The sequence below is a fragment of the Pseudomonas sp. BIOMIG1BAC genome (assembly GCF_001705995.2).
In the GTDB taxonomy this organism is placed as follows: Bacteria; Pseudomonadota; Gammaproteobacteria; order Pseudomonadales; family Pseudomonadaceae; genus Aquipseudomonas; species Aquipseudomonas sessilinigenes.
The window spans coordinates 5,458,372-5,476,134 of record NZ_CP049045.1 but is presented as its reverse complement, the minus strand read 5'-3'; the positions used below and the strand labels follow the sequence as shown (position 1 = coordinate 5,476,134).

The following is a 17,763-nucleotide window of genomic DNA, read 5'->3' as shown; positions in this document are numbered from 1 at the left end:
CACCGCCGGGCGCAGGCGTCCCGGATAAATTGCCCGGAGCCTGGTTCGTTCTTGTTCTGTGGGCGCACGTGTATCGACGCAGTGCCTGATCCATTGAGCGAGAGCGAACGAATGACGAAGAAAAATCTGGTGTATGTCTGGTCCCTGCGAAACGCCGCGGCCGACAAGGCGGGGCAGCCGGTGGCCTACAAGGACCACGAGCGCTACATGAAATCGGTGCTGGAGTCCCTGGTGGAGGCGTTGAACCAGACGCCTCTGGGCGAGGCCTACAACCTGGTGGGCGTGGTCTACGACGATGACGAGCAGTCGCCACGGGACCAGAAGCTGGTAAGCGACTATGGTTTCGCCTACCAGCCGGGGCGCCAGTGGCTGTATCCGGCGGACCTCGCCGTGCAGGGGCGCTTGGTCAACGACCTGCTGCTGAGCGTGCCGTCCACCTATCGCCGCCATCCGCGCGGTAGCGCCGAGCACATTGCCGGCAAGCAGGACTTCGAGCGTCGCCTGTACGACACCCTGGTGGAGCTCAAGGCCGATATCGTGGTGCTGGATGGCTTGCTGGTGATCCTCGACGAGCTGGTGCGCCCGGGTGCGCCGTTCGCCCGGCGGATCATGAACATCCACCCGGGCATTACCCGCATCGAATCGCCCTATGAGCGCCGCGGTGCCTACGCCACCTGGAATGCCTTGTATGGCGCCCGGGGCGAGAAGGTGGTGGATTGGGCGACCCGGGAGACTGTACCGACCGAGCCGCTGTACCTGACCGGGGCTTCCTTCCACTACGTGGACAACGGTATCGACTCCGGCGAGGTCTTCCACGACGTGCTCAATACCGAGATTTCCCCTGAAGACACCATCCTCGAATTGCGCTGGAACAACTTCAACAACAGCCTGTTCCCGGCCTTGCACGAAGGCTTGGCGCTGTTGGCCAAACAGCCCTGAGTTGGCTTGCGGCGCGGTATGACAGGCTTGCCCTGTAGCCGCTGCCGCAGGCTGCGACCAGCTGCACAGCAGTCGTAGGCAAAGGGTGTGGGGCCAGGCTATTGGTGCCGCCGGGGTTGACGGCCTTTGTGGTGGGCCTCGTAGCCTGCGGTAGCGGCTACACCGGTTGCGGTGTAGCCGGCAGGGGAGGGGGTTAGAGGGCGCGCACTACGCGAAAACCGATCCAGTCGCCGCGGGTTTGCGGGTAGATATTGTTGCGGTTGCCCGAGCGGGAGAACACCGGGGCTTCGCCCCAATCGTTGCCGCGCAGTTGCAGCGATTCGCAACCCGGCTCGACCCAGGCGCTGCCGTCGGTGGGGGCGCCGACGTAGTTGGGGTGTTCGCAATCGGCGATCCATTCATAGACATTGCCGTGCATGTCGTACATGCCGAAGGCATTGGCCGGGTAGCTGCCTGCCGGCGAGGTATAGCTGTAGCCGTCTGCCGGGCCGTAGGTATTGGCATGCTTGGCGATGCTGTATTCCTTGCCTTCATCGAAGGGGAAAGGGAAGGGGCCGGTGGAGCCGGCACGCGCCGCATATTCACGCTGGGCTTCGCTGACCATCTGGTATTGGTGGCCGGTCTTCTTCGACAGCCAGGCCACATAGGCCTGCACTTCTGCAAAGTTCATGCATACCGCTGGTTGGCGCGGCCCCTGGGGGTAGCGTGGCTTGCTGGCGACGCATTCACGACCGGGGCGGGTGTCGCCATCGGGGATCTTGACCCCGGTCTGGCGGATGTAGCTGTCCCATTCCGCAGCGGTGATCTGGAAGCGGCTCATGGCAAAGGGCTTGGCGAAGGTCACTTCGTGCATCGGGCCTTCATCGGGCTCGCGGCCGACCTCGTCGTCCGGGGTGCCCATGATGAATTTGCCGGCTGGCAGTACCACCATTTCCGGGCAGTCCTTGCAGTCCTTGAAGACTTTGCCTGGTTGCGGTTCGCCGGCTTGGGCGGTGCCCGGCAGGAGGCCGGCCAGCAGCGCGCCCAAGGCCAGGGTAGCGAGTGCCTTGAGCGGCGGTCGGGAGGAACTCTGGTCTGGATTCATGAATGTTCTCGATCAGGGTGGGGGGAGGTGCAGCGGCTCAGAGCCGCTTGGCCAGCAGGTTCATGAAGCGGTCGATTTCACCTTCGTTGTTGAGCAGGCCGGGAGCGGTGCGTACCACTGGGCCGACATCGCGGTCCACGGCGTCGACCACGACCCGGTTGTGCATCAGGTAGGCCGCCACCTGGTCGCAGTCCTGGCCCTTGACCCGGAAGAAGGTGAAGCCTGCCGACAGGCTCGGGTCCAGCGGGGTGACCAGCTCGATCCCGGAATGAGCCTGCAAGCGCTGCTTGAGCTCACTGTTGAGCTGGTGGATGCGCGTCTCGACCTTGGCCTTGCCCAGTTGCAGGTGCAGTTTGAAGGCTTCGTCCACGGCCCAGCGATGCTCGAAGGCGTGGTAGCCGCCCGGGGTCATCGAAGTGGCGAAGTTACGGTCCTCGGAGAAGGTCGGGATGGTCGGGGTCAGGTCCTGGAGCTTCTCCGAGCGGGCGCAGATGATCCCGGTGCCGCGAGGGCCGAACATCCACTTGTGGGTGCCGGCGATGAAGTAGTCGCAGTGCATCTGTGGGAAGTCCAGGTTGTCCACGCCGAAACCGTGCACGCCGTCGACCACGTAGATGATCCGGTCCTTCTCGTCGCGGTCGCGGTTGAGTTCGTCCACCAGTTGGCCGATGGCGCCGATCGGCAATTTCACGCCGCTGCCCGACTGCACCCAGGTCATGCCCAGCACTCGGGTATTGGGGCGGATGGCGCGTTTGATGGAGTCCAGTACTTCGGCGCTGGAAACCTGGCTGGAGTTCTCGAACAGCTTGATCTTGCGGACCTGGGTGCCTTGCTTGCGCATCCGGAAGTCCAGGCTGAACTCGGTGGCGTAGTGCTCATGCACCGTGGTCAGGATTTCCTGGTCCGGGCGTACGTGCAGGCCGCCATAGATCATTGCCAGGCCTTCGCTGGTGCTGCCAGTGAGGGCGATCTGTTCGGGCTTGGCTTGCAGGTAGCGGCCGGCCCACAGGCGTACCTGGGCTTCGCGCTTCCAGGTTTCCTGCAGGTCCCAGTCCATGGCCAGGCCCGGGTTGCGGTCGATCTGCGCGCGGTAGCGCTCGATGGCCTCTTGTACCGGCCTGGGATGAGTGGTTACCAGGAAGTTGGAGAAGTGGATGTAGTCCGGGTCCTGGGTGAACAGTTGGCGCAGCTCGGGCCAGGAGGCGATGGGCTGCGAGGAAGCGGTTTTACTCAAGGTCGGCAAGGCAGGCTGGGTGGCGGCGCCTGCCGCCATGGGCAGGCCCACGGCGAGGATTCCGGCCTGCTTGAGAAAGCTACGACGGTCGGTCATGAAGACAATTCACTTCTAGTCAGATAAGGGCTTAACGAGTAGCGACGGGCTTGGCAGATTTTTGCACCTGGTCCCAGACCCGCAGGAAATTGCCACCCCAGAGCTTGGCAATATCGGCCTCGCTGTAGCCGCGTTGCAGCAGTTCGGCGGTGATGTTGCGGCCCTCGCTGACGTCCTTCCAGCCGTCCAGGCCGCCGCCATCGTTGAAGTCCGAGCTGATGCCGACGTGATCGATACCGACCTTCTTCACGGCGTAGTCGATGGCATCGCCGAAGTCCTTGAGGGTGGCCTTGGGTTCTGTCTCGAGGATGCCGTACAGGGCGCTGGCATATTCGCCAAAGCGCTGTGGCGGCCAGACGGTGATGATCGGGTCGCCCGGCATCAGGGCCATTTCCAGGCCGGTCAGTGGCTGCAGATCGAAGCGCGCGCGCAGGGCATTGAGCTTGTCCCGGGTGGGTTGGCTCAGGGGGCGGATGTAGGCGCCGAAACCGACGATCTGCACCACGCCGCCGCTGTCCTTGATCAGTTGCATTTCCTTGTCGCTGAGGTTGCGCGGGATGTCCACCAGGGCCCGGGGAGCGGAGTGGGAGGCGACGAAGGGCGCGCGGCTCAGCTGGCTGACTTGCTCCAGGGCCTTGGTCGACATCTGCGAGACGTCGATGATCACTCCCAGGTCGTTGAGCCGGTGCACCGCCTGCTTGCCCAGGTCGGACAGGCCGCCGAGGGCGTCCGGGGTGTCGTTGAAGAACGGCAGCGGCCGGGAAGAGTCCGACCAGGCATTGTTGCCCACGTAGCTGAAGCCGAACATGCGCATGCCGCGAGCGGTCCATTGGTCCAGCTGGTTGAGGTCGGTGCCCAGGGGGTAGGCGTTGAGCATGCTGAGGAATACCGCGAACTTGCCTTCGCCGTGCAGCCGACGGAAATCATCCGGGGTATAGGCGATGGCGACCTGATTGGGGAAGTCGCGGACCATGCCGGTGAGGATCTTGTAGCGGACCTCCTGCTCATTGCGCGCGGCGTCGACGAAACCGTCGGTAGGACGGTGCGGCGCGTTCGGGCCGTTCCAGATTTCCGGCCAGCCGAAGATTGTCAGGGCGGCGCCCGAGAGTCGTCCGCGCCCGGCCTTGGCCAGGTCGAACTGGCCGGAGCCGTCCTTGTCCGCCTCGTTGCCGGTGCTGCCGAAATCCAGGGGTACGGTCACATGGCTGTCGAAGGAGATAATCCGCTCTTGCAGCTCCTCTGCCTGTTTCATCACCTTGACCGGGTAGCCGGGGTTGTCCCTGAACCAATAGTCCCAGGCCAGGAAACCGGCGCCGGCACCAATCGCCAGGGCCAGTGGCAGGCCAATGTAGAGAGCCTTCTTCGAACGTGGTTTAGTCATTGCCATCTCAGTCGGATTCGCCGTCAGGGTGCAGGCACAGGGGCCTTTGCTATCTGGGAAGAACGAGCGGTGGCCGGGGAAATTTAGCGCGGTGGCGCGGCCGGTAAATTTCCCCTGGCAACAAACGTCCTTGCTTGGATAAGGCCTGCTTCATGGCTGACACAGGTAGGGCAATGACGATTTCTCGACGAGGGTTCATGGCTGGCTTGGCGCTGACTGGCGCCGCGGTGCCGGCGGCGCTTTACGTGCATCGTGAGTTGACGCGTGAAGAAGAGTTTCCGATCACCCCCGGCGAAGCGTCGGTGGAGCTGGCGGATACCGCCGGGCAGCGTCTGGCGGACCAACTGCGAGGTATCTGGAGCATTCGCTTCGAGGGCGCTGACGCTGGCCTTGAAGGCCTGCCATCCCGGAATCTGGAGCTGTTCATCGACGTCGCCCAGCGTGGGCGTGGCTTGCGTGGCTATCTGGATACCGCCGAGGGCCTGCGGGGCCTGGGCGAGCCGCGCTACCAGGTAGTGGGCGACCTGGTCAGTCCGCAGCCCGGGCAGATGTACTGGCGTCTGGTTCGCTCCGATGCACTGGATGGCGCTGCCAGCTACGAATTCAGCATGGCCCTGGATGAGGTCTGGGCTGATTTCGGCAACGCCGGCAGTGGCACCCTCAGTGGGCGGGTCGAGCGATTGGACCGGCCGCTGATGCTGGCTGCCCAGGACAATCGCTTCGTGGCCACCAAGCACATGTTCCCCGAAGCCCGGCAACGTATCGCGCTCAACTCGACCCTGATGACCTGGCTGATATCGCCCGAGCATCGGCTGTTCCACCAGCTGTGGCATGCCACCCGGGACAAGTGGCATCGATTGACCGAGGAAAAGCGCGAGGCCCTGCGTGGTATCGGCTGGCAGCCAGGCCCCAGGGACAAGGAGCGTGATGCCCGTGGCCCGAAGAAGGACCGTAATGGTTCGGGGATCGATTTCTTCTTCATGCACCGGCACATGCTCGGTACCGCGCGGTCCATGCAGGACTTGCCGTCCTGGCAGCACTTTCCCCTGCCGCAGCCTGAGCTGCTGCGCGATCGCCTGGGCTTCGCCCGTTACTTCGACAATCACGATGGCGGTTCCCTGCCGCCCTGCTGGTTGGCCCAGGACGATGACGAATACAGCCAGTGGGTCAGCGATATCAAGGCCACCGAGACCTACCAGGGCAACTTCCTGGTCTGGGAGTCGCAATATCGCGACCCGCGCTACCTGGCGAAGCTGACCCTCGGCCAGTTCGGCTCGGAGATCGAGCTGGGCCTGCACGATTGGTTGCACATGCGCTGGGCGTCGGTGCCCCGTGATCCTTCCAGTGGCGTACCGGTACCCATGGCCCGCGATCCGGCAGACTTTTCCGCACGTTGGTACCAGTCGGAAAACGACTTCCTGGGAGATCCTTTCTCATCCCATGTCAGTCCGGTGTTCTGGCGTTTCCATGGCTGGATCGACGATCGCCTGGAGGACTGGTTCCGTGCCCACGAACGCTTCCATCCTGGAGAGCTCGAACGCCTGGAGGTCAACGGCGTGCCCTGGTTTGCACCTGGGCGTTGGGTCGAGGTGGGCGATCCGTGGCTGGGGCCGGTGACCCATGGTTGCAGTACCACGCCGGGATTGCAGGTGGGCAAGAGTGTGGAGATGGACCCGGAAACCATGAAGCTGGCCCTGCGCATCACCTTTATCGACGATGAGAAGCAGCTGGCCGACCTGTTCCGCAAGGTGCCTCGGCGCCCTTGGTATGCGCGGCACTTGAAGGTCAAGGAACGGCTGTTCTAGCGGCGGGAGCCGCCTTGGTTCCGGGCGGCGTGGCCTTTAGTTGGCAAGGGCCGTAGCGGCCAGGAAGCTGAACAGTCCTGGGTACCTGGTCTGTTGCCATTGTTCCAGGCCGTGGTCGAAAAACAGCACCTGCTCCAGGCATTGGCCGTTTTCTATCCCGAAGCCGTAGAAGTCGCCGCAGCCATTGTCTGAAAACAGCAAATGGCTGCTGCCGGCGCTGTTATTTCTACCCAGGTTGAAATCGCTGGCCTGGTCCAGCGAGTACACGATTCCCAAGGCAAAGTAACCGCCGCCACATACCTTGAGGAAATGCCGGTATTGAGCAGGGAGGCGCAGTGCCATGGCCTTTTCAAATTCGATGATTGCAGCTTCGGTGGCGAGGCTGTCCGAGGGCAGTTCGAACCAGATGGGGTTGGCCTTGCGCTGGTGGTCCAGCAGTTGCTTGAAGTCGTCGAAATCCATTGGTCGGTCCGTCGATGTGTCGGGTATTCAGTCGTCAGCCAGGAGCTTGGCGACTCCGTGGTGGTGCAGGTGGGTGTTCAGCGATGCGATCGCCTGCGGGCTGGGCTTGGTGAGGGTCACGGCCTGGTGGATGTCGTTCAGCACGAGTGCGGGGTCCCGCTGGGTCAGCTGCGCAACGACTTGCGCCAGGTTGCGATCTGAAAAGTGCTCATACAGGACGGCCAGCAGGGCGTGGTAGTCGGAGGGCGCGACACCGTCCGGGAAGGCTTCTTTCAGCGCTGATACGGCTTCTGCCAATGGCTCGTCCAGCTCGGTTCTGAGGGGCATCGGGTGCTCTTCCTGGGATGGGTGGCGAACCGTCGATTCTAGGCGAACAACCGACCGGTTGTCCTGGTGGCTGGCGATGCACAAGGCTTCGCCAGCCGCCCAGCGACTTGCTCCGCAGGACCTAGCGCGTGGCTGGTGTGGAAGCCTGCCAACCGCCTCCCAGTGCCTTGTACAGCGCGACGCTCGATTGCAATCGCAACAGGCGCAGTTGCACGTTCTGGTCCTGTGCAGCGTAGAGGGTGCGCTGGGTGTCCAGGACCGACAGCAGGTCTGCGGCCCCGGCCTGGTAGCGACTCTGGGCGATATCGAACGCCCGTTGCGCCTGTTCCAGTTCCTCGCTCTGCCATTGCCGTTGCTGGTCCAGGCCACGAATGCTGTTGAGGGCTTTTTCCACATCGGCGAAGCCGTTGATGATCGCCCCGCGATAGGTCTCCAGCAGCTCTTCCTGGCGCGCCGTGGCCCGGTCGCGCTCCGCGCTCAGGCGCCCGGCATTGAAGATCGGTGCCACCAGGCCGGAAGCCAGGTTGTAGAAGGGGTTGCGCAGGACGTCGTCGAATTTGTTGGCGCTCGAGCCCAGCCTTGCCGTCAGGGTCACGGTGGGCAGCATGGCGGCCCGGGCCACACTGACATCGGCCTGGGCTGCCGCGAGCCGGACTTCGGCGCTGGCGATATCCGGGCGGCGGGCCAGCAACTCACTGGGCACCCCGGCATCGATGTCCGGCCAGGTCAGGTCGGCGAAAGGTTGTGCGTTCAGGGCCAGGCTCTGCACTGGCCGGCCGAGCAAGGTGGCGAGGGTGATCAGGGCTTCTTCGGCCTGCTGCTGCACCAGCGGTACCTGGCGTTGCTGGGCTGCCACCAGGCTCTTTTGCTGGGCCAGTTCCAGGGCCGTGGCCGAGCCTGAGTCGTAGCGGGTCTGGACCAGGCGCAGGACGCGCTGGGCGTTGGCCAGGTTGAGCTCGGTGATCCGGGTCTGTTCCCGTAGCGCAAGTAGCTGGGCGTAGTTGTTGGCCACGCCGCTGAGCAGGGTCAGCTCTACCGTTGCCCGGTCGAATTCGCTGGCCTGGGCGCCGAGCACGGCGCTATCGCGGGCCGCGCGCCTGCCACCCCAGAAATCGACTTCATAAGTGGCGCTCAGCCCGGCATCGAACGTATTCACGGTCCTGTCACTGCTGGTGCTGCTTTGCTGGTTGCTGCCTTTGCCACCCATGCGCTTTTGCCGGCTGGCATTGAAGCTGCCTTCGACCGAGGGCAGGAGCGGCGCGCCGGCCACGATGGCGCTGGCCTGGGCCTGGCGCACTCGGGCCATCGCCGCTGCCAGGTCATGGCTGCCGGTTCGCGCTTCGGCGATCAGGCGGTCCAGTTCCGGGCTACCAAAACGGGCCCACCAGCGTGGGTCTTGCTGCTGGCCTTCGCGATGGGAGGGGGCCTGCCAGGCCTTTGGTGCTTGCAGGCCGCTATCCGGGTGTGGGGTGGAGCTGCTGCAGGCCGCCAGCAAGACGCTGGCGGCTATCAGGGTCAGGGTGGTCTTCATCGATCGATCATTCACTGGTAAGGGCCGTGACCGGGTCGAGCCGGGCAGCTTTGCGGGCCGGCATGAAGCCGAAGACGACGCCGGTGACCAGGGCGCAGGCGAAGGCGCCGAGTACCGCGGCCAGGGAAAATGCTACCGCCACTTCGCTGAGGATCAGCACGCCGCCGATGATCAGGGCTGCGCCGATGCCGGTCAGTCCGCCGACCACCGAGAGCATCACCGCCTCGGTGAGGAATTGGCGCAGGATGTCTCGCTGGCGGGCGCCGGTGGCCATGCGAATGCCGATCTCGCGGGTGCGCTCGCGCACGGTCATGAGCATGATGTTCATCACGCCGATACCGCCGACCAGCAGGGAGATGGCGGCGATGGCGCCGAGCATCAGCGACAGGGTGTTCTGGGTCCGGGCCTCGGCCTGGATCATCGCGGCGTTGTTGGTCAGTTCGTAGTCGCGCTTGCCGTGGTGCAGGCGCAGCATCAATTGGTCGATGGCTTGTTCGGCCTCCTTGACCTTGCTGGCATCGGCGGCGGCGATAGCCACGTACTCCGGGTCTCGGCTGCCGAACAACCGAGTGCTGGCGGCGGAGTAGGGCACGGCGATGCGGTCGTCGCTGTCGCTATCTCCGGAGCTTGCACCCTTGCCCACCAGTACGCCCACCACCTGGAAGGGGACGTTCTCGATCAGGATGTACTGGCCGATAGGATTGGCCACATCCTTGAGCAGTTTTTCCCGCACCTTGTGGCCGATCACGGCCACGGCGGAGGCCGCATGCTCATCGGCATTGCTGAAGTAACTGCCTTCGACCACCGGCCAGTTGAAAATGTGCGGGAAGTTGGTGTCGTTGCCGCCAACGTAGGCCATGTAGTCGCGGTTGCCGAAGCGCACACCGGCCTCGGAGCCGATGACCGGCATGATGCGCTTGACCTGGGGCAGGGCGCCTACGGCGGCGACGTCGTCCAGGGTGATGACCCCGGCCGGGGTTCGGGGGTTGGGCGAATAGCCGCTCAGGTAGATGATGTTGGAGCCAAAGGCCCCCATCTGCGCCATTACCTGGCGCTTGCTGCCTTCGCCCACCGCCAGCATCACCACCACCGACGCCACGCCGATGATGATCCCCAGCAGGGTCAGGGCGGTGCGGAAGCGGTTGAGCCACATCACTCGCCAGGCCGCCTGCACCGCTTCCACCAGCTCGCCTTTCCAGGCCCCAGTAGGTTCGCTGCCATCGGCCAGGCGCTGGCGCAGGTCCACGGCCTGCAGGGCGCCGGCGTTGGCGCTGGCTTGCACGCTAGGGTCGGTATCGGCGGTGTCGCTGATGATCTCGCCGTCGCGGATCTCGATGATGCGCTTGGCTCGGGCAGCCACTTCGCGGTCGTGGGTGATGAGGATCACCACGTGGCCCTGGCTGGCCAGTTCGTCCAGTAGGGCCATGACCTCGGCGCCGCTGTGGCTGTCCAGGGCGCCGGTGGGTTCGTCGGCGAGGATGATGTGGCCGCCGTTCATCAGCGCGCGGGCGATGGACACCCGCTGCTGCTGGCCACCTGACAATTGGTGCGGACGGTTGCCGGTACGGCTGCCCAGGCCCAGGCGCTCCAGCAGGGCGGCAGCGCGGGCGTGGCGTTCGGCGGCCGGGGTGCCGGCATAGATCGCCGGCATCTCGACGTTTTCCTGGGCCGAGCCCGAGGGAATCAGGTGATAACCCTGGAACACGAAGCCGAAGGCTTCCCGGCGTAGCCAGGCCAGTTCGTCACTGTCGAGCCGGGCGACGTTCTCGCCGGCGAACAGGTACTCGCCGGAGGTCGGTCGATCCAGGCAGCCGAGGATGTTCATCAGGGTCGACTTGCCGGAGCCCGAGGCACCGACGATGGCCACGAATTCCCCGGCATGGATCGACAGGTCGATGCCGCGCAGGACATCCACCTGCGGGCTGTCGCCGCCACCATAGGATTTGCGGATGCTGCGCAGGTCGATCAGGGGCGTTTGCATTCAACCTCCGCTGCTGTTGGCAGGGCCGATCAGCAGGTGGTCACCTTCGTTCAAGCCTTCGAGGATCTGCACCCGCAGGCGATCGCTGATGCCAACCCGGACCTTGCGCTCGCTGACGGCGCCGTTGCTGGCCACGACCCGGGCAATCTGCTGGCCGGGAGCATCGCCGTCCTGCAGTGCGGCGATGGGCGCGGTGAGTACGTCCTTGGCCGAGTCGGCGACGAAGAACACCTGGGTGGTCATCTCCGCCATCAGCGCGTTGTCGGAGTTGTCCACATCCAGCAACACGGTGTAGAGCACCACGCGGCCGCTGCCACGCTTGCTGGTGCTGCTGGGGCTGCCCCCGCCCTGGCTGGTTTCGTTCAATGGCTTGGGCGGGATCGGCAGGATCTGGCGCACGGTGCTGGTCCAGCGCCGGCCGCCGCCGCTCAGGGTGGTGAAGTAGGCGTTCATGCCGGGTTTCACGTGGCCGATGTCGGCTTCCGAAACCTCGGCCCATACGGTCATTGGCGACAGCTTGGCGATCCGCAGGATCAGCGGAGTCTGTTGTTGGGCGTTGAGGGTCTGGCCTTCGCGGGCATCCACCGCCACCACGGTGCCGGACAGGGGGGCATAGATGCGGGTATAGCCCAGCTCTGCCTGGTCGCTGCGCAGGCTGGCCTGGGCCTGGCGGATCTGCGCCTTGTACATGTCGATCCGCGCCTGGGTGGCCTTGAGTTCGGCCTGGGCGGTTTGTACGTCCTCATCGCGGGTCGCACCGCCGGCGGCGAGGTTCTGCTGGCGTTGGTACTTCTGCCGGGCCAACTGGTTCTGGGCGTATTGCTCTTGCAACTGGGCCTGCAGGTTCTCGATGGCGAAGCGGCTGGCATCGAGCTTGGCCTGTTGGGTGGAGGGGTCGATTTCCACCAGCAACTGGCCTTCTTTTACCGCGTCACCGGCTTCCACATGGATCTTGCGGATCTGCCCGGAGGCCTGGGCGCCGACATCCACATAGCGGCGCGGTTGCAAGGTGCCCAGGGCTGTGACGCTGCTTTCGATATCGCCCCGGCGCACTTGCACGGTGCTGAACTGGTCGCGCCCTGACGGAATGAACTTCCAGGCGGCGATGGCGACGATGGGGATCACACAGAGTGCGGCAAGCAGGGCGCGTCGGGAGTTTCGAGGACGTTTCATGCAGGGTTCCGGCCAGAGGTATTGGCCCGTCGGGGCAGTGGGCCGCGTGTGGCGGGCCGGTTGCCGACTGCCGGGCAAATGGCAGGGACGGGAAGCTGTCAGGTAAACGAGAGGCCGCAGGGGGAATTTAACTGTCGACATATGGCGTTACAGCTGCCCGGATAGCGAAATAAACCCACTGCGACTCTGCGGTACTTTAAATCTATATGAGAATTACTATAAATTACGCTGGTTCAAAACTGCCATCATTGAATCACCGGGCCAACCGGCTAACGTCGGTCTCGCTCAAGGAAATAACCGTCATGGGGGCGGTTGGGAGCCATGTTGGAAAGTTACTATCGCGAGCTGATGTGCTTCCTCCATGCCAAGCTGGGTAACCGCCAGGTGGCCGAGGATGTAGTGCACGACGCTTACGTCCGGGTGCTGGAGCGTACGAGCGATACGCCAATCGAGCAGCCGCGGGCGTTTCTCTACCGCACGGCGCTGAACCTGGTGATCGATGGCCATCGGCGCAATGCCTTGCGCCAGTCGGAGCCGCTTGAGGTGCTGGACAACGAAGAGCGCTATTTCAACCCGTCGCCGCAAACCAGCCTGGACCAGGGCCAGCGCCTGGACATGCTGCAGCGGGCCTTGGCGGAACTGCCCCGCCTGTGTCGCGAGAGTTTCCTGCTGCGCAAGCTCGAGGGCATGTCCCACTTGCAGATCGCCGAGCAATTGGGCATTTCCCGCAGCCTGGTGGAAAAACACATCGTCAATGCGATGAAACACTGCCGGGTTCGCCTGCGCCAGTGGGAGGCCCAATAGGCCAAGCGCAGTGCGTCTTATTTAGTTAAATTTTTTTTCACTGTCCTCGTCCCTACTCAACAGACGATCTGCTGACCTTCGCGGGCCAGTCGGGTCACCGTGACACTTTATCCCCCGCGTTGAGGCGGTTTATCCAGAGGACACTGGAAATGACACAGGCAATTGCATCGGCCCACGTTCACGATTTGATCGGTATCGGTTTCGGCCCCTCGAACCTGGCGCTGGCCATTGCGCTGGAAGAGCGCGGGCAGGAGCACGGCCCCCTGGACGCGGTGTTCCTCGACAAGCAGGCGGACTATCGCTGGCATGGCAACACCCTGGTGACCCAGAGCGAGCTGCAGATTTCCTTCCTCAAGGACCTGGTGACCCTGCGCAACCCAACCAGTCCCTATTCCTTCGTCAACTACCTCAAGCACCACGGGCGCCTGGTGGACTTCATCAACCTGGGCACCTTCTATCCGTGCCGCATGGAGTTCAACGATTACCTGCGCTGGGTGGCCGGGCATTTCCAGGAGCACAGTCGCTACGGTGAAGAAGTACTGGGTATCGAGCCCGTGCTGTATAACCAGCAGGTCGAGGCGCTGCGGGTGATCTCCCGCGACGCCCAGGGCGCCGAGCAGGTGCGCACCACTCGCTCGGTGGTGGTCAGCACCGGTGGCACGCCGCGGGTTCCGGAACTGTTCAAGGGGCTCAAGGGCGATGCGCGGGTCTTCCACCATTCCCAGTACCTGGAGCGCATGGCCCAACAGCCTTGCGTCAACGGCAAACCGATGAACATCGCCATCATCGGTGGTGGGCAAAGCGCCGCGGAAGCCTTCATCGATCTCAACGACAGCTTCCCCTCGGTGCAGGCCGACATCATCATGCGTGGCTCGGCCCTCAAGCCGGCCGACGACAGTCCGTTCGTCAACGAAGTATTCTCCCCGGCCTTCACCGACCTGGTGTTCCAGCAGAACGACAGCGAGCGCGAGCGTCTGGTCAGCGAGTACCAGAACACCAACTACTCGGTGGTGGACATCGACCTGATCGAGCGCATCTACGGGATCTTCTATCGCCAGAAGGTCTCCGGTGTTCCGCGCCATGCGTTCCGCACCTTGACCACCGTCGAGAAGGCCACCGCCACCGACCTGGGCATCGAGCTGATCCTGCGCCATGGCGCCAGTGGCGAGCGTGAAGTGCGCCACTACGACGCCGTGGTCCTGGCTACCGGCTACGAGCGCAACCTGTACCGCGACCTGCTGGCGCCGCTGCAGGCCTACCTGGGTGACTTCGAGGTGGATCGCAACTACCGCCTGATCACTGACGAGCGCTGCAAGGCCGGTGTCTACCTGCAGGGCTTCAGCCAGGCCAGCCACGGCTTGAGTGATACCCTCTTGTCGGTGCTGCCGATCCGCGCCCAGGAGATCGCCGATTCGCTGTACGAGCATGGCAAGACCCGCGGTCAAAGCCGCTCGGTTCGCGACATGCTGCTGGCCACCGCCAGCTGATGCGCCGGCCGCTGCCGCAGCCCTGCGGTAGCGGCCGCCGTGGTCATGAAAGCTTCATGTTTTATCCCTTCCTGAACCTGCGCTGAAGAATTTTTCAATTCCCCCCGGCAAGGTTTTTTCCCAGGTTTACTCTATAAAAGGTGCGGCGTAAGCTGCGCGCGTTTTCAATCAATGGAGGCCCAGTGTGGGTACTTGTTCGAGTGACAGGAGTCAGCCGGTCTCGATAACCGGCGCGGTCCCGGCAAGATAACGCGCAGCCTTGATTCCTGCCGTTGTCTCGCCATCCAGCGAGAGGCGGTATTCCGGTCGCGACCTGTTCTGGTCGTCCCGATTTCCCTTCTTGATGACTCCGATCGATGTCCGACCCGGCCTGGTGTCGTGTCGCGGCTGCTTCGACGCGCAGGTTCCACGGACCTGCGGGCCGGTCTTGCGTGGGCGTTCGATGCGCCTTGCACCTGATCCGGCGGTACCTGCCTGTGGCGTTTCCAGCGCCGTCCGTCCAGGGGAACAGTCATGGGATACACCCGTCAGCGTCAGCATCGCCAGCAACATCGCCCATCCCTGATGGGGCGATTGCCTCGGGCGTGAGCCCGATCCTGCCTTGTTCCATCTCCCTGACTGTTTCGTTTCAACGCGGCCGTTCTTGTGCCATGCACCGGCCGTGCAGGAGTCATCATGAAGCTCACCCTGTTGAAAGAATTCTTCGCCGGTTTCCTGCGGACCCGGCATTTCGCCCGGCACTTCCGGCGCCTGGCCCTGCTGGAAAGCTTCAGCGACGCCAGTGTCAGTCGCGATGTACCGCCAACCTTGGCGCAAACCCTGGTCGCGGCGGCCAACAGCGACGCGGCGCAACTGCTGGACCAGCTCGGCAGCCATACCGATGGCTTGAGTACCGAGGAAGCCGAGGTCCTGCGTGAGCGCCATGGCCTCAATGAAGTCGAGCACGAGCAGGCGCTGCCCTGGTGGACTCACTTGTGGCATTGCTACAAGAACCCCTTCAACCTGCTGCTGACCCTGCTGGCAGTGATCTCCTGGCTGACCGAGGACATGAAGGCGGCCACGGTGATTTTCTCCATGGTGGTGCTCTCGACCCTGCTGCGCTTCTGGCAGGAGGCCAAGTCGAACAAGGCAGCCGATGCCCTCAAGGCCATGGTCAGCAATACCGCCACCGTGATGCGTCCGGATACGCCGTCCCAGGCCGCGCCAATGCTCGGTCGCCTGTTGGGGGCCGCTGCCGAGGCCAAGGGACCGCAGCGCATCGAGCTGCCCATCAAGCAGCTGGTGCCGGGTGACCTGATCGCGCTCTCGGCCGGCGACATGATTCCCGCCGACTGCCGGGTGCTCAGTGCCAAGGACCTGTTTGTCAGCCAGGCGGCAATGACCGGTGAGTCCATGCCGGTGGAGAAATTCCCGCGCCAGCAGGATGCCGACACCAGCAACCCCCTGGACCTGGACAACATCCTGTTCATGGGCACCAACGTGGTGTCCGGCTCCGCCACGGCGGTGATCCTGACCACCGGCAACAGCACCTATTTCGGCGCCCTGGCCCAGCGGGTCAGTGCCACCGACCGTGCGCCAACTTCGTTCCAGAACGGGGTCAACAAGGTCAGTTGGCTGCTGATCCGCTTCATGTTCGTCATGGCGCCGCTGGTGCTGTTCATCAATGGCTTCACCAAGGGCGACTGGATGGAGGCGCTGCTGTTCGCCCTGTCCATCGCCGTGGGCCTGACCCCGGAAATGCTGCCGATGATCGTCACCTCGACCCTGGCCAAGGGCGCGGTCTTCCTGTCGCGCAAGAAGGTCATCGTCAAGCGCCTGGATGCAATCCAGAATTTCGGCGCCATGGACGTGCTGTGCACCGACAAGACCGGCACCCTGACCCAGGACAAGATTTTCCTGGCGCGCCATGTCGATGTGTGGGGCGAGGAGTCCGACGACGTATTGGAGCTGGCCTACCTCAACAGCTACTACCAGACCGGGCTGAAGAACCTGCTGGACGTGGCGGTGCTCGAACATGTCGAGATCCAGCGTGAACTGGCGGTCGGCACGGCGTTTCACAAGGTCGATGAAATTCCCTTCGACTTCACTCGCCGGCGGATGTCGGTGGTGGTGGCGGAGCAGGGCCAGCCCCATCTGCTGATCTGCAAGGGTGCGGTAGAGGAGGTATTGGCGGTGTGCCGCAATGTGCGTCATGGCGATGCCGAAGAGGCCCTGAGCGATACGCTGCTGGCGCGGATTCGCCAGGTGACCGCCGACCTCAACGAGGAAGGCCTGCGGGTGGTGGCAGTAGCCGCACGGCCCATGCTTGAGGGGCGCGATACCTACAGCCTGGCCGATGAGCGTGAGTTGACCCTGATTGGCTACGTGGCCTTCCTCGATCCGCCCAAGGAAAGCACGGCCCCGGCCCTCAAGGCCCTGGCCGAGCATGGCGTGGCAGTGAAGGTGCTGACCGGCGACAACGAGCTGGTGACCGCCAAGATTTGCCGAGAAGTGGGCCTGGAGCAACAGGGCCTGCTGATGGGCAACGACATCGAGCGCATGAGTGACGAGCAACTGGCCAAGGCGGTGGAAACCACCAATGTCTTCGCCAAGCTGACCCCGACCCACAAGGAGCGCATCGTCCGCCTGCTCAAGGCCAATGGGCACGTGGTGGGGTTCATGGGCGACGGCATCAACGACGCGCCGGCGCTGCGTACCGCCGACATCGGTATTTCCGTGGATAGCGCGGTGGATATCGCCAAGGAAGCGGCGGACATCATCCTCCTGGAAAAGAGCCTGATGGTGCTGGAGGAGGGCGTGCTGGAAGGGCGCCGGACCTTCGCCAACATGCTCAAGTACATCAAGATGACCGCCAGCTCCAACTTCGGCAACGTGTTCTCGGTGCTGGTGGCCAGTGCCTTCATTCCGTTCCTGCCGATGCTGCCCATGCATCTTCTGGTGCAGAACCTGTTGTACGACATCTCGCAGATCGCCATTCCCTTCGATAACGTCGACGACGAGATGCTGAAAAAGCCCCAGCGCTGGCAGCCGGCCGATGTCGGGCGCTTCATGGTGTTCTTCGGGCCGATCAGCTCGATCTTCGACATCACCACCTTTGCCCTGATGTGGCATGTGTTCGGCGCCAGCACTCCGGAGCACCAGACGTTGTTCCAATCCGGCTGGTTCGTGGTGGGGCTGCTGACCCAGACCCTGATCGTGCACATGATTCGCACGCCGAAGATACCGTTCCTGCAAAGCCGGGCGGCCATGCCGTTGATGGTGATGACCGGGATCATCATGGCCGTGGGGATCTTCCTGCCGATGGGCCCGCTGGCCCATTACTTCAAGCTGCAGGCCTTGCCACCGCTGTACTTCCTGTTCCTGCCGCTGATCCTCGTGGCCTACATGGCCCTGACCCAGGCGGTGAAGGGTTTCTACGTACGGCGTTTCGGCTGGCAGTAAGGAGCAGTACCGGCAAGC

The 17,763-nt window shown here is 63.7% G+C and carries 14 protein-coding genes; 5 read left to right on the top strand and 9 right to left on the bottom strand.

Going from position 1 to position 17,763, the window contains the following annotated elements:
• The first annotated feature begins 111 nt into the window (after nucleotides 1–111).
• A complete protein-coding gene (locus ATY02_RS25405; RefSeq protein ID WP_068582731.1) occupies nucleotides 112–939 on the top strand; it encodes a N(5)-hydroxyornithine transformylase PvdF in 828 nt (275 codons plus the stop codon).
• A gap of 193 nt (nucleotides 940–1,132) precedes the next feature.
• On the opposite strand, the gene ATY02_RS25400 is transcribed toward ATY02_RS25405, so the two are convergent.
• From ATY02_RS25400 to pvdM, 3 genes are read right to left on the bottom strand one after another with little or no spacing between them, the layout of a single operon-like run.
• Nucleotides 1,133–2,023, bottom strand: a complete 891-nt coding sequence (locus tag ATY02_RS25400; protein WP_068582734.1) for a formylglycine-generating enzyme family protein — start codon at nucleotides 2,021–2,023, stop codon at nucleotides 1,133–1,135.
• Nucleotides 2,024–2,060: 37 nt separating this feature from the next.
• Nucleotides 2,061–3,353 carry an aminotransferase class V-fold PLP-dependent enzyme gene (locus ATY02_RS25395; RefSeq protein WP_068582737.1) on the bottom strand — a complete coding sequence of 431 codons (1,293 nt, stop codon included), beginning with the start codon at nucleotides 3,351–3,353 and terminating at the stop codon, nucleotides 2,061–2,063.
• A 31-nt stretch (nucleotides 3,354–3,384) separates the two neighbouring features.
• The gene (gene pvdM, locus ATY02_RS25390; RefSeq protein WP_068582740.1) at nucleotides 3,385–4,734 is read right to left on the bottom strand and encodes a pyoverdine-tailoring dipeptidase-like protein PvdM; all 1,350 of its coding nucleotides are present in this window, start codon (nucleotides 4,732–4,734) and stop codon (nucleotides 3,385–3,387) included.
• Nucleotides 4,735–4,907: 173 nt separating this feature from the next.
• On the opposite strand from pvdM, the gene ATY02_RS25385 reads away from it, so the two are divergent.
• A complete protein-coding gene (locus ATY02_RS25385) occupies nucleotides 4,908–6,539 on the top strand; it encodes a twin-arginine translocation signal domain-containing protein (RefSeq protein WP_068582743.1) in 1,632 nt (543 codons plus the stop codon).
• A 36-nt stretch (nucleotides 6,540–6,575) separates the two neighbouring features.
• Here ATY02_RS25385 and ATY02_RS25380 read toward each other — a convergent pair whose 3' ends face one another.
• The 5 genes from ATY02_RS25380 to ATY02_RS25360 all read right to left on the bottom strand — a co-directional run bounded on the left by ATY02_RS25380 (nucleotide 6,576) and on the right by ATY02_RS25360 (nucleotide 12,013).
• Nucleotides 6,576–7,001, bottom strand: a complete 426-nt coding sequence (locus ATY02_RS25380; RefSeq protein WP_068582746.1) for an SMI1/KNR4 family protein — start codon at nucleotides 6,999–7,001, stop codon at nucleotides 6,576–6,578.
• Between the two features lie 27 nt (nucleotides 7,002–7,028).
• Nucleotides 7,029–7,328: a DUF3349 domain-containing protein gene (locus tag ATY02_RS25375; RefSeq protein WP_068582749.1), complete on the bottom strand. Its 300-nt coding sequence runs from the start codon at nucleotides 7,326–7,328 to the stop codon at nucleotides 7,029–7,031.
• 121 nt (nucleotides 7,329–7,449) lie between these two features.
• On the bottom strand, nucleotides 7,450–8,859 hold the full coding sequence (locus ATY02_RS25370) for an efflux transporter outer membrane subunit (RefSeq protein WP_068582752.1): 1,410 nt from the start codon (nucleotides 8,857–8,859) through the stop codon (nucleotides 7,450–7,452).
• Between the two features lie 7 nt (nucleotides 8,860–8,866).
• Nucleotides 8,867–10,840, bottom strand: a complete 1,974-nt coding sequence (locus ATY02_RS25365; protein ID WP_068582755.1) for a MacB family efflux pump subunit — start codon at nucleotides 10,838–10,840, stop codon at nucleotides 8,867–8,869.
• On the bottom strand, nucleotides 10,841–12,013 hold the full coding sequence (locus ATY02_RS25360) for an efflux RND transporter periplasmic adaptor subunit (protein ID WP_068582758.1): 1,173 nt from the start codon (nucleotides 12,011–12,013) through the stop codon (nucleotides 10,841–10,843).
• A 321-nt stretch (nucleotides 12,014–12,334) separates the two neighbouring features.
• On the opposite strand from ATY02_RS25360, the gene ATY02_RS25355 reads away from it, so the two are divergent.
• Together ATY02_RS25355 and ATY02_RS25350 are read left to right on the top strand one after the other, a co-directional pair.
• Entirely contained in the window at nucleotides 12,335–12,817 is a 483-nt protein-coding gene (locus tag ATY02_RS25355) for a sigma-70 family RNA polymerase sigma factor (protein WP_068582761.1), read from the top strand.
• Between the two features lie 149 nt (nucleotides 12,818–12,966).
• Complete coding sequence (locus ATY02_RS25350; protein ID WP_068582764.1) at nucleotides 12,967–14,304, top strand: lysine N(6)-hydroxylase/L-ornithine N(5)-oxygenase family protein; 1,338 nt, start codon at nucleotides 12,967–12,969, stop codon at nucleotides 14,302–14,304.
• A 210-nt stretch (nucleotides 14,305–14,514) separates the two neighbouring features.
• On the opposite strand, the gene ATY02_RS25345 is transcribed toward ATY02_RS25350, so the two are convergent.
• Entirely contained in the window at nucleotides 14,515–14,856 is a 342-nt protein-coding gene (locus ATY02_RS25345) for a hypothetical protein (RefSeq protein WP_141698229.1), read from the bottom strand.
• A 123-nt stretch (nucleotides 14,857–14,979) separates the two neighbouring features.
• On the opposite strand from ATY02_RS25345, the gene mgtA reads away from it, so the two are divergent.
• Nucleotides 14,980–17,745, top strand: a complete 2,766-nt coding sequence (gene mgtA / locus ATY02_RS25340) for a magnesium-translocating P-type ATPase (RefSeq protein WP_068582767.1) — start codon at nucleotides 14,980–14,982, stop codon at nucleotides 17,743–17,745.
• The last annotated feature ends 18 nt before the right edge of the window (nucleotides 17,746–17,763 follow it).

Coding starts and splice junctions, on each gene's coding strand:
- ATY02_RS25405 (WP_068582731.1), top strand. CDS start 112: ATGACGAAGAAAAATCTGGTGTATGTCTGGTCCCTGCGAAACGCCGCG.
- ATY02_RS25375 (WP_068582749.1), bottom strand. CDS start 7,328: ATGCCCCTCAGAACCGAGCTGGACGAGCCATTGGCAGAAGCCGTATCA.
- ATY02_RS25365 (WP_068582755.1), bottom strand. CDS start 10,840: ATGCAAACGCCCCTGATCGACCTGCGCAGCATCCGCAAATCCTATGGT.
- ATY02_RS25345 (WP_141698229.1), bottom strand. CDS start 14,856: ATGTTGCTGGCGATGCTGACGCTGACGGGTGTATCCCATGACTGTTCC.
- ATY02_RS25370 (WP_068582752.1), bottom strand. CDS start 8,859: ATGAAGACCACCCTGACCCTGATAGCCGCCAGCGTCTTGCTGGCGGCC.
- ATY02_RS25360 (WP_068582758.1), bottom strand. CDS start 12,013: ATGAAACGTCCTCGAAACTCCCGACGCGCCCTGCTTGCCGCACTCTGT.
- ATY02_RS25395 (WP_068582737.1), bottom strand. CDS start 3,353: ATGACCGACCGTCGTAGCTTTCTCAAGCAGGCCGGAATCCTCGCCGTG.
- pvdM (WP_068582740.1), bottom strand. CDS start 4,734: ATGACTAAACCACGTTCGAAGAAGGCTCTCTACATTGGCCTGCCACTG.
- ATY02_RS25350 (WP_068582764.1), top strand. CDS start 12,967: ATGACACAGGCAATTGCATCGGCCCACGTTCACGATTTGATCGGTATC.
- ATY02_RS25355 (WP_068582761.1), top strand. CDS start 12,335: ATGTTGGAAAGTTACTATCGCGAGCTGATGTGCTTCCTCCATGCCAAG.
- ATY02_RS25385 (WP_068582743.1), top strand. CDS start 4,908: ATGACGATTTCTCGACGAGGGTTCATGGCTGGCTTGGCGCTGACTGGC.
- ATY02_RS25400 (WP_068582734.1), bottom strand. CDS start 2,023: ATGAATCCAGACCAGAGTTCCTCCCGACCGCCGCTCAAGGCACTCGCT.
- mgtA (WP_068582767.1), top strand. CDS start 14,980: ATGAAGCTCACCCTGTTGAAAGAATTCTTCGCCGGTTTCCTGCGGACC.
- ATY02_RS25380 (WP_068582746.1), bottom strand. CDS start 7,001: ATGGATTTCGACGACTTCAAGCAACTGCTGGACCACCAGCGCAAGGCC.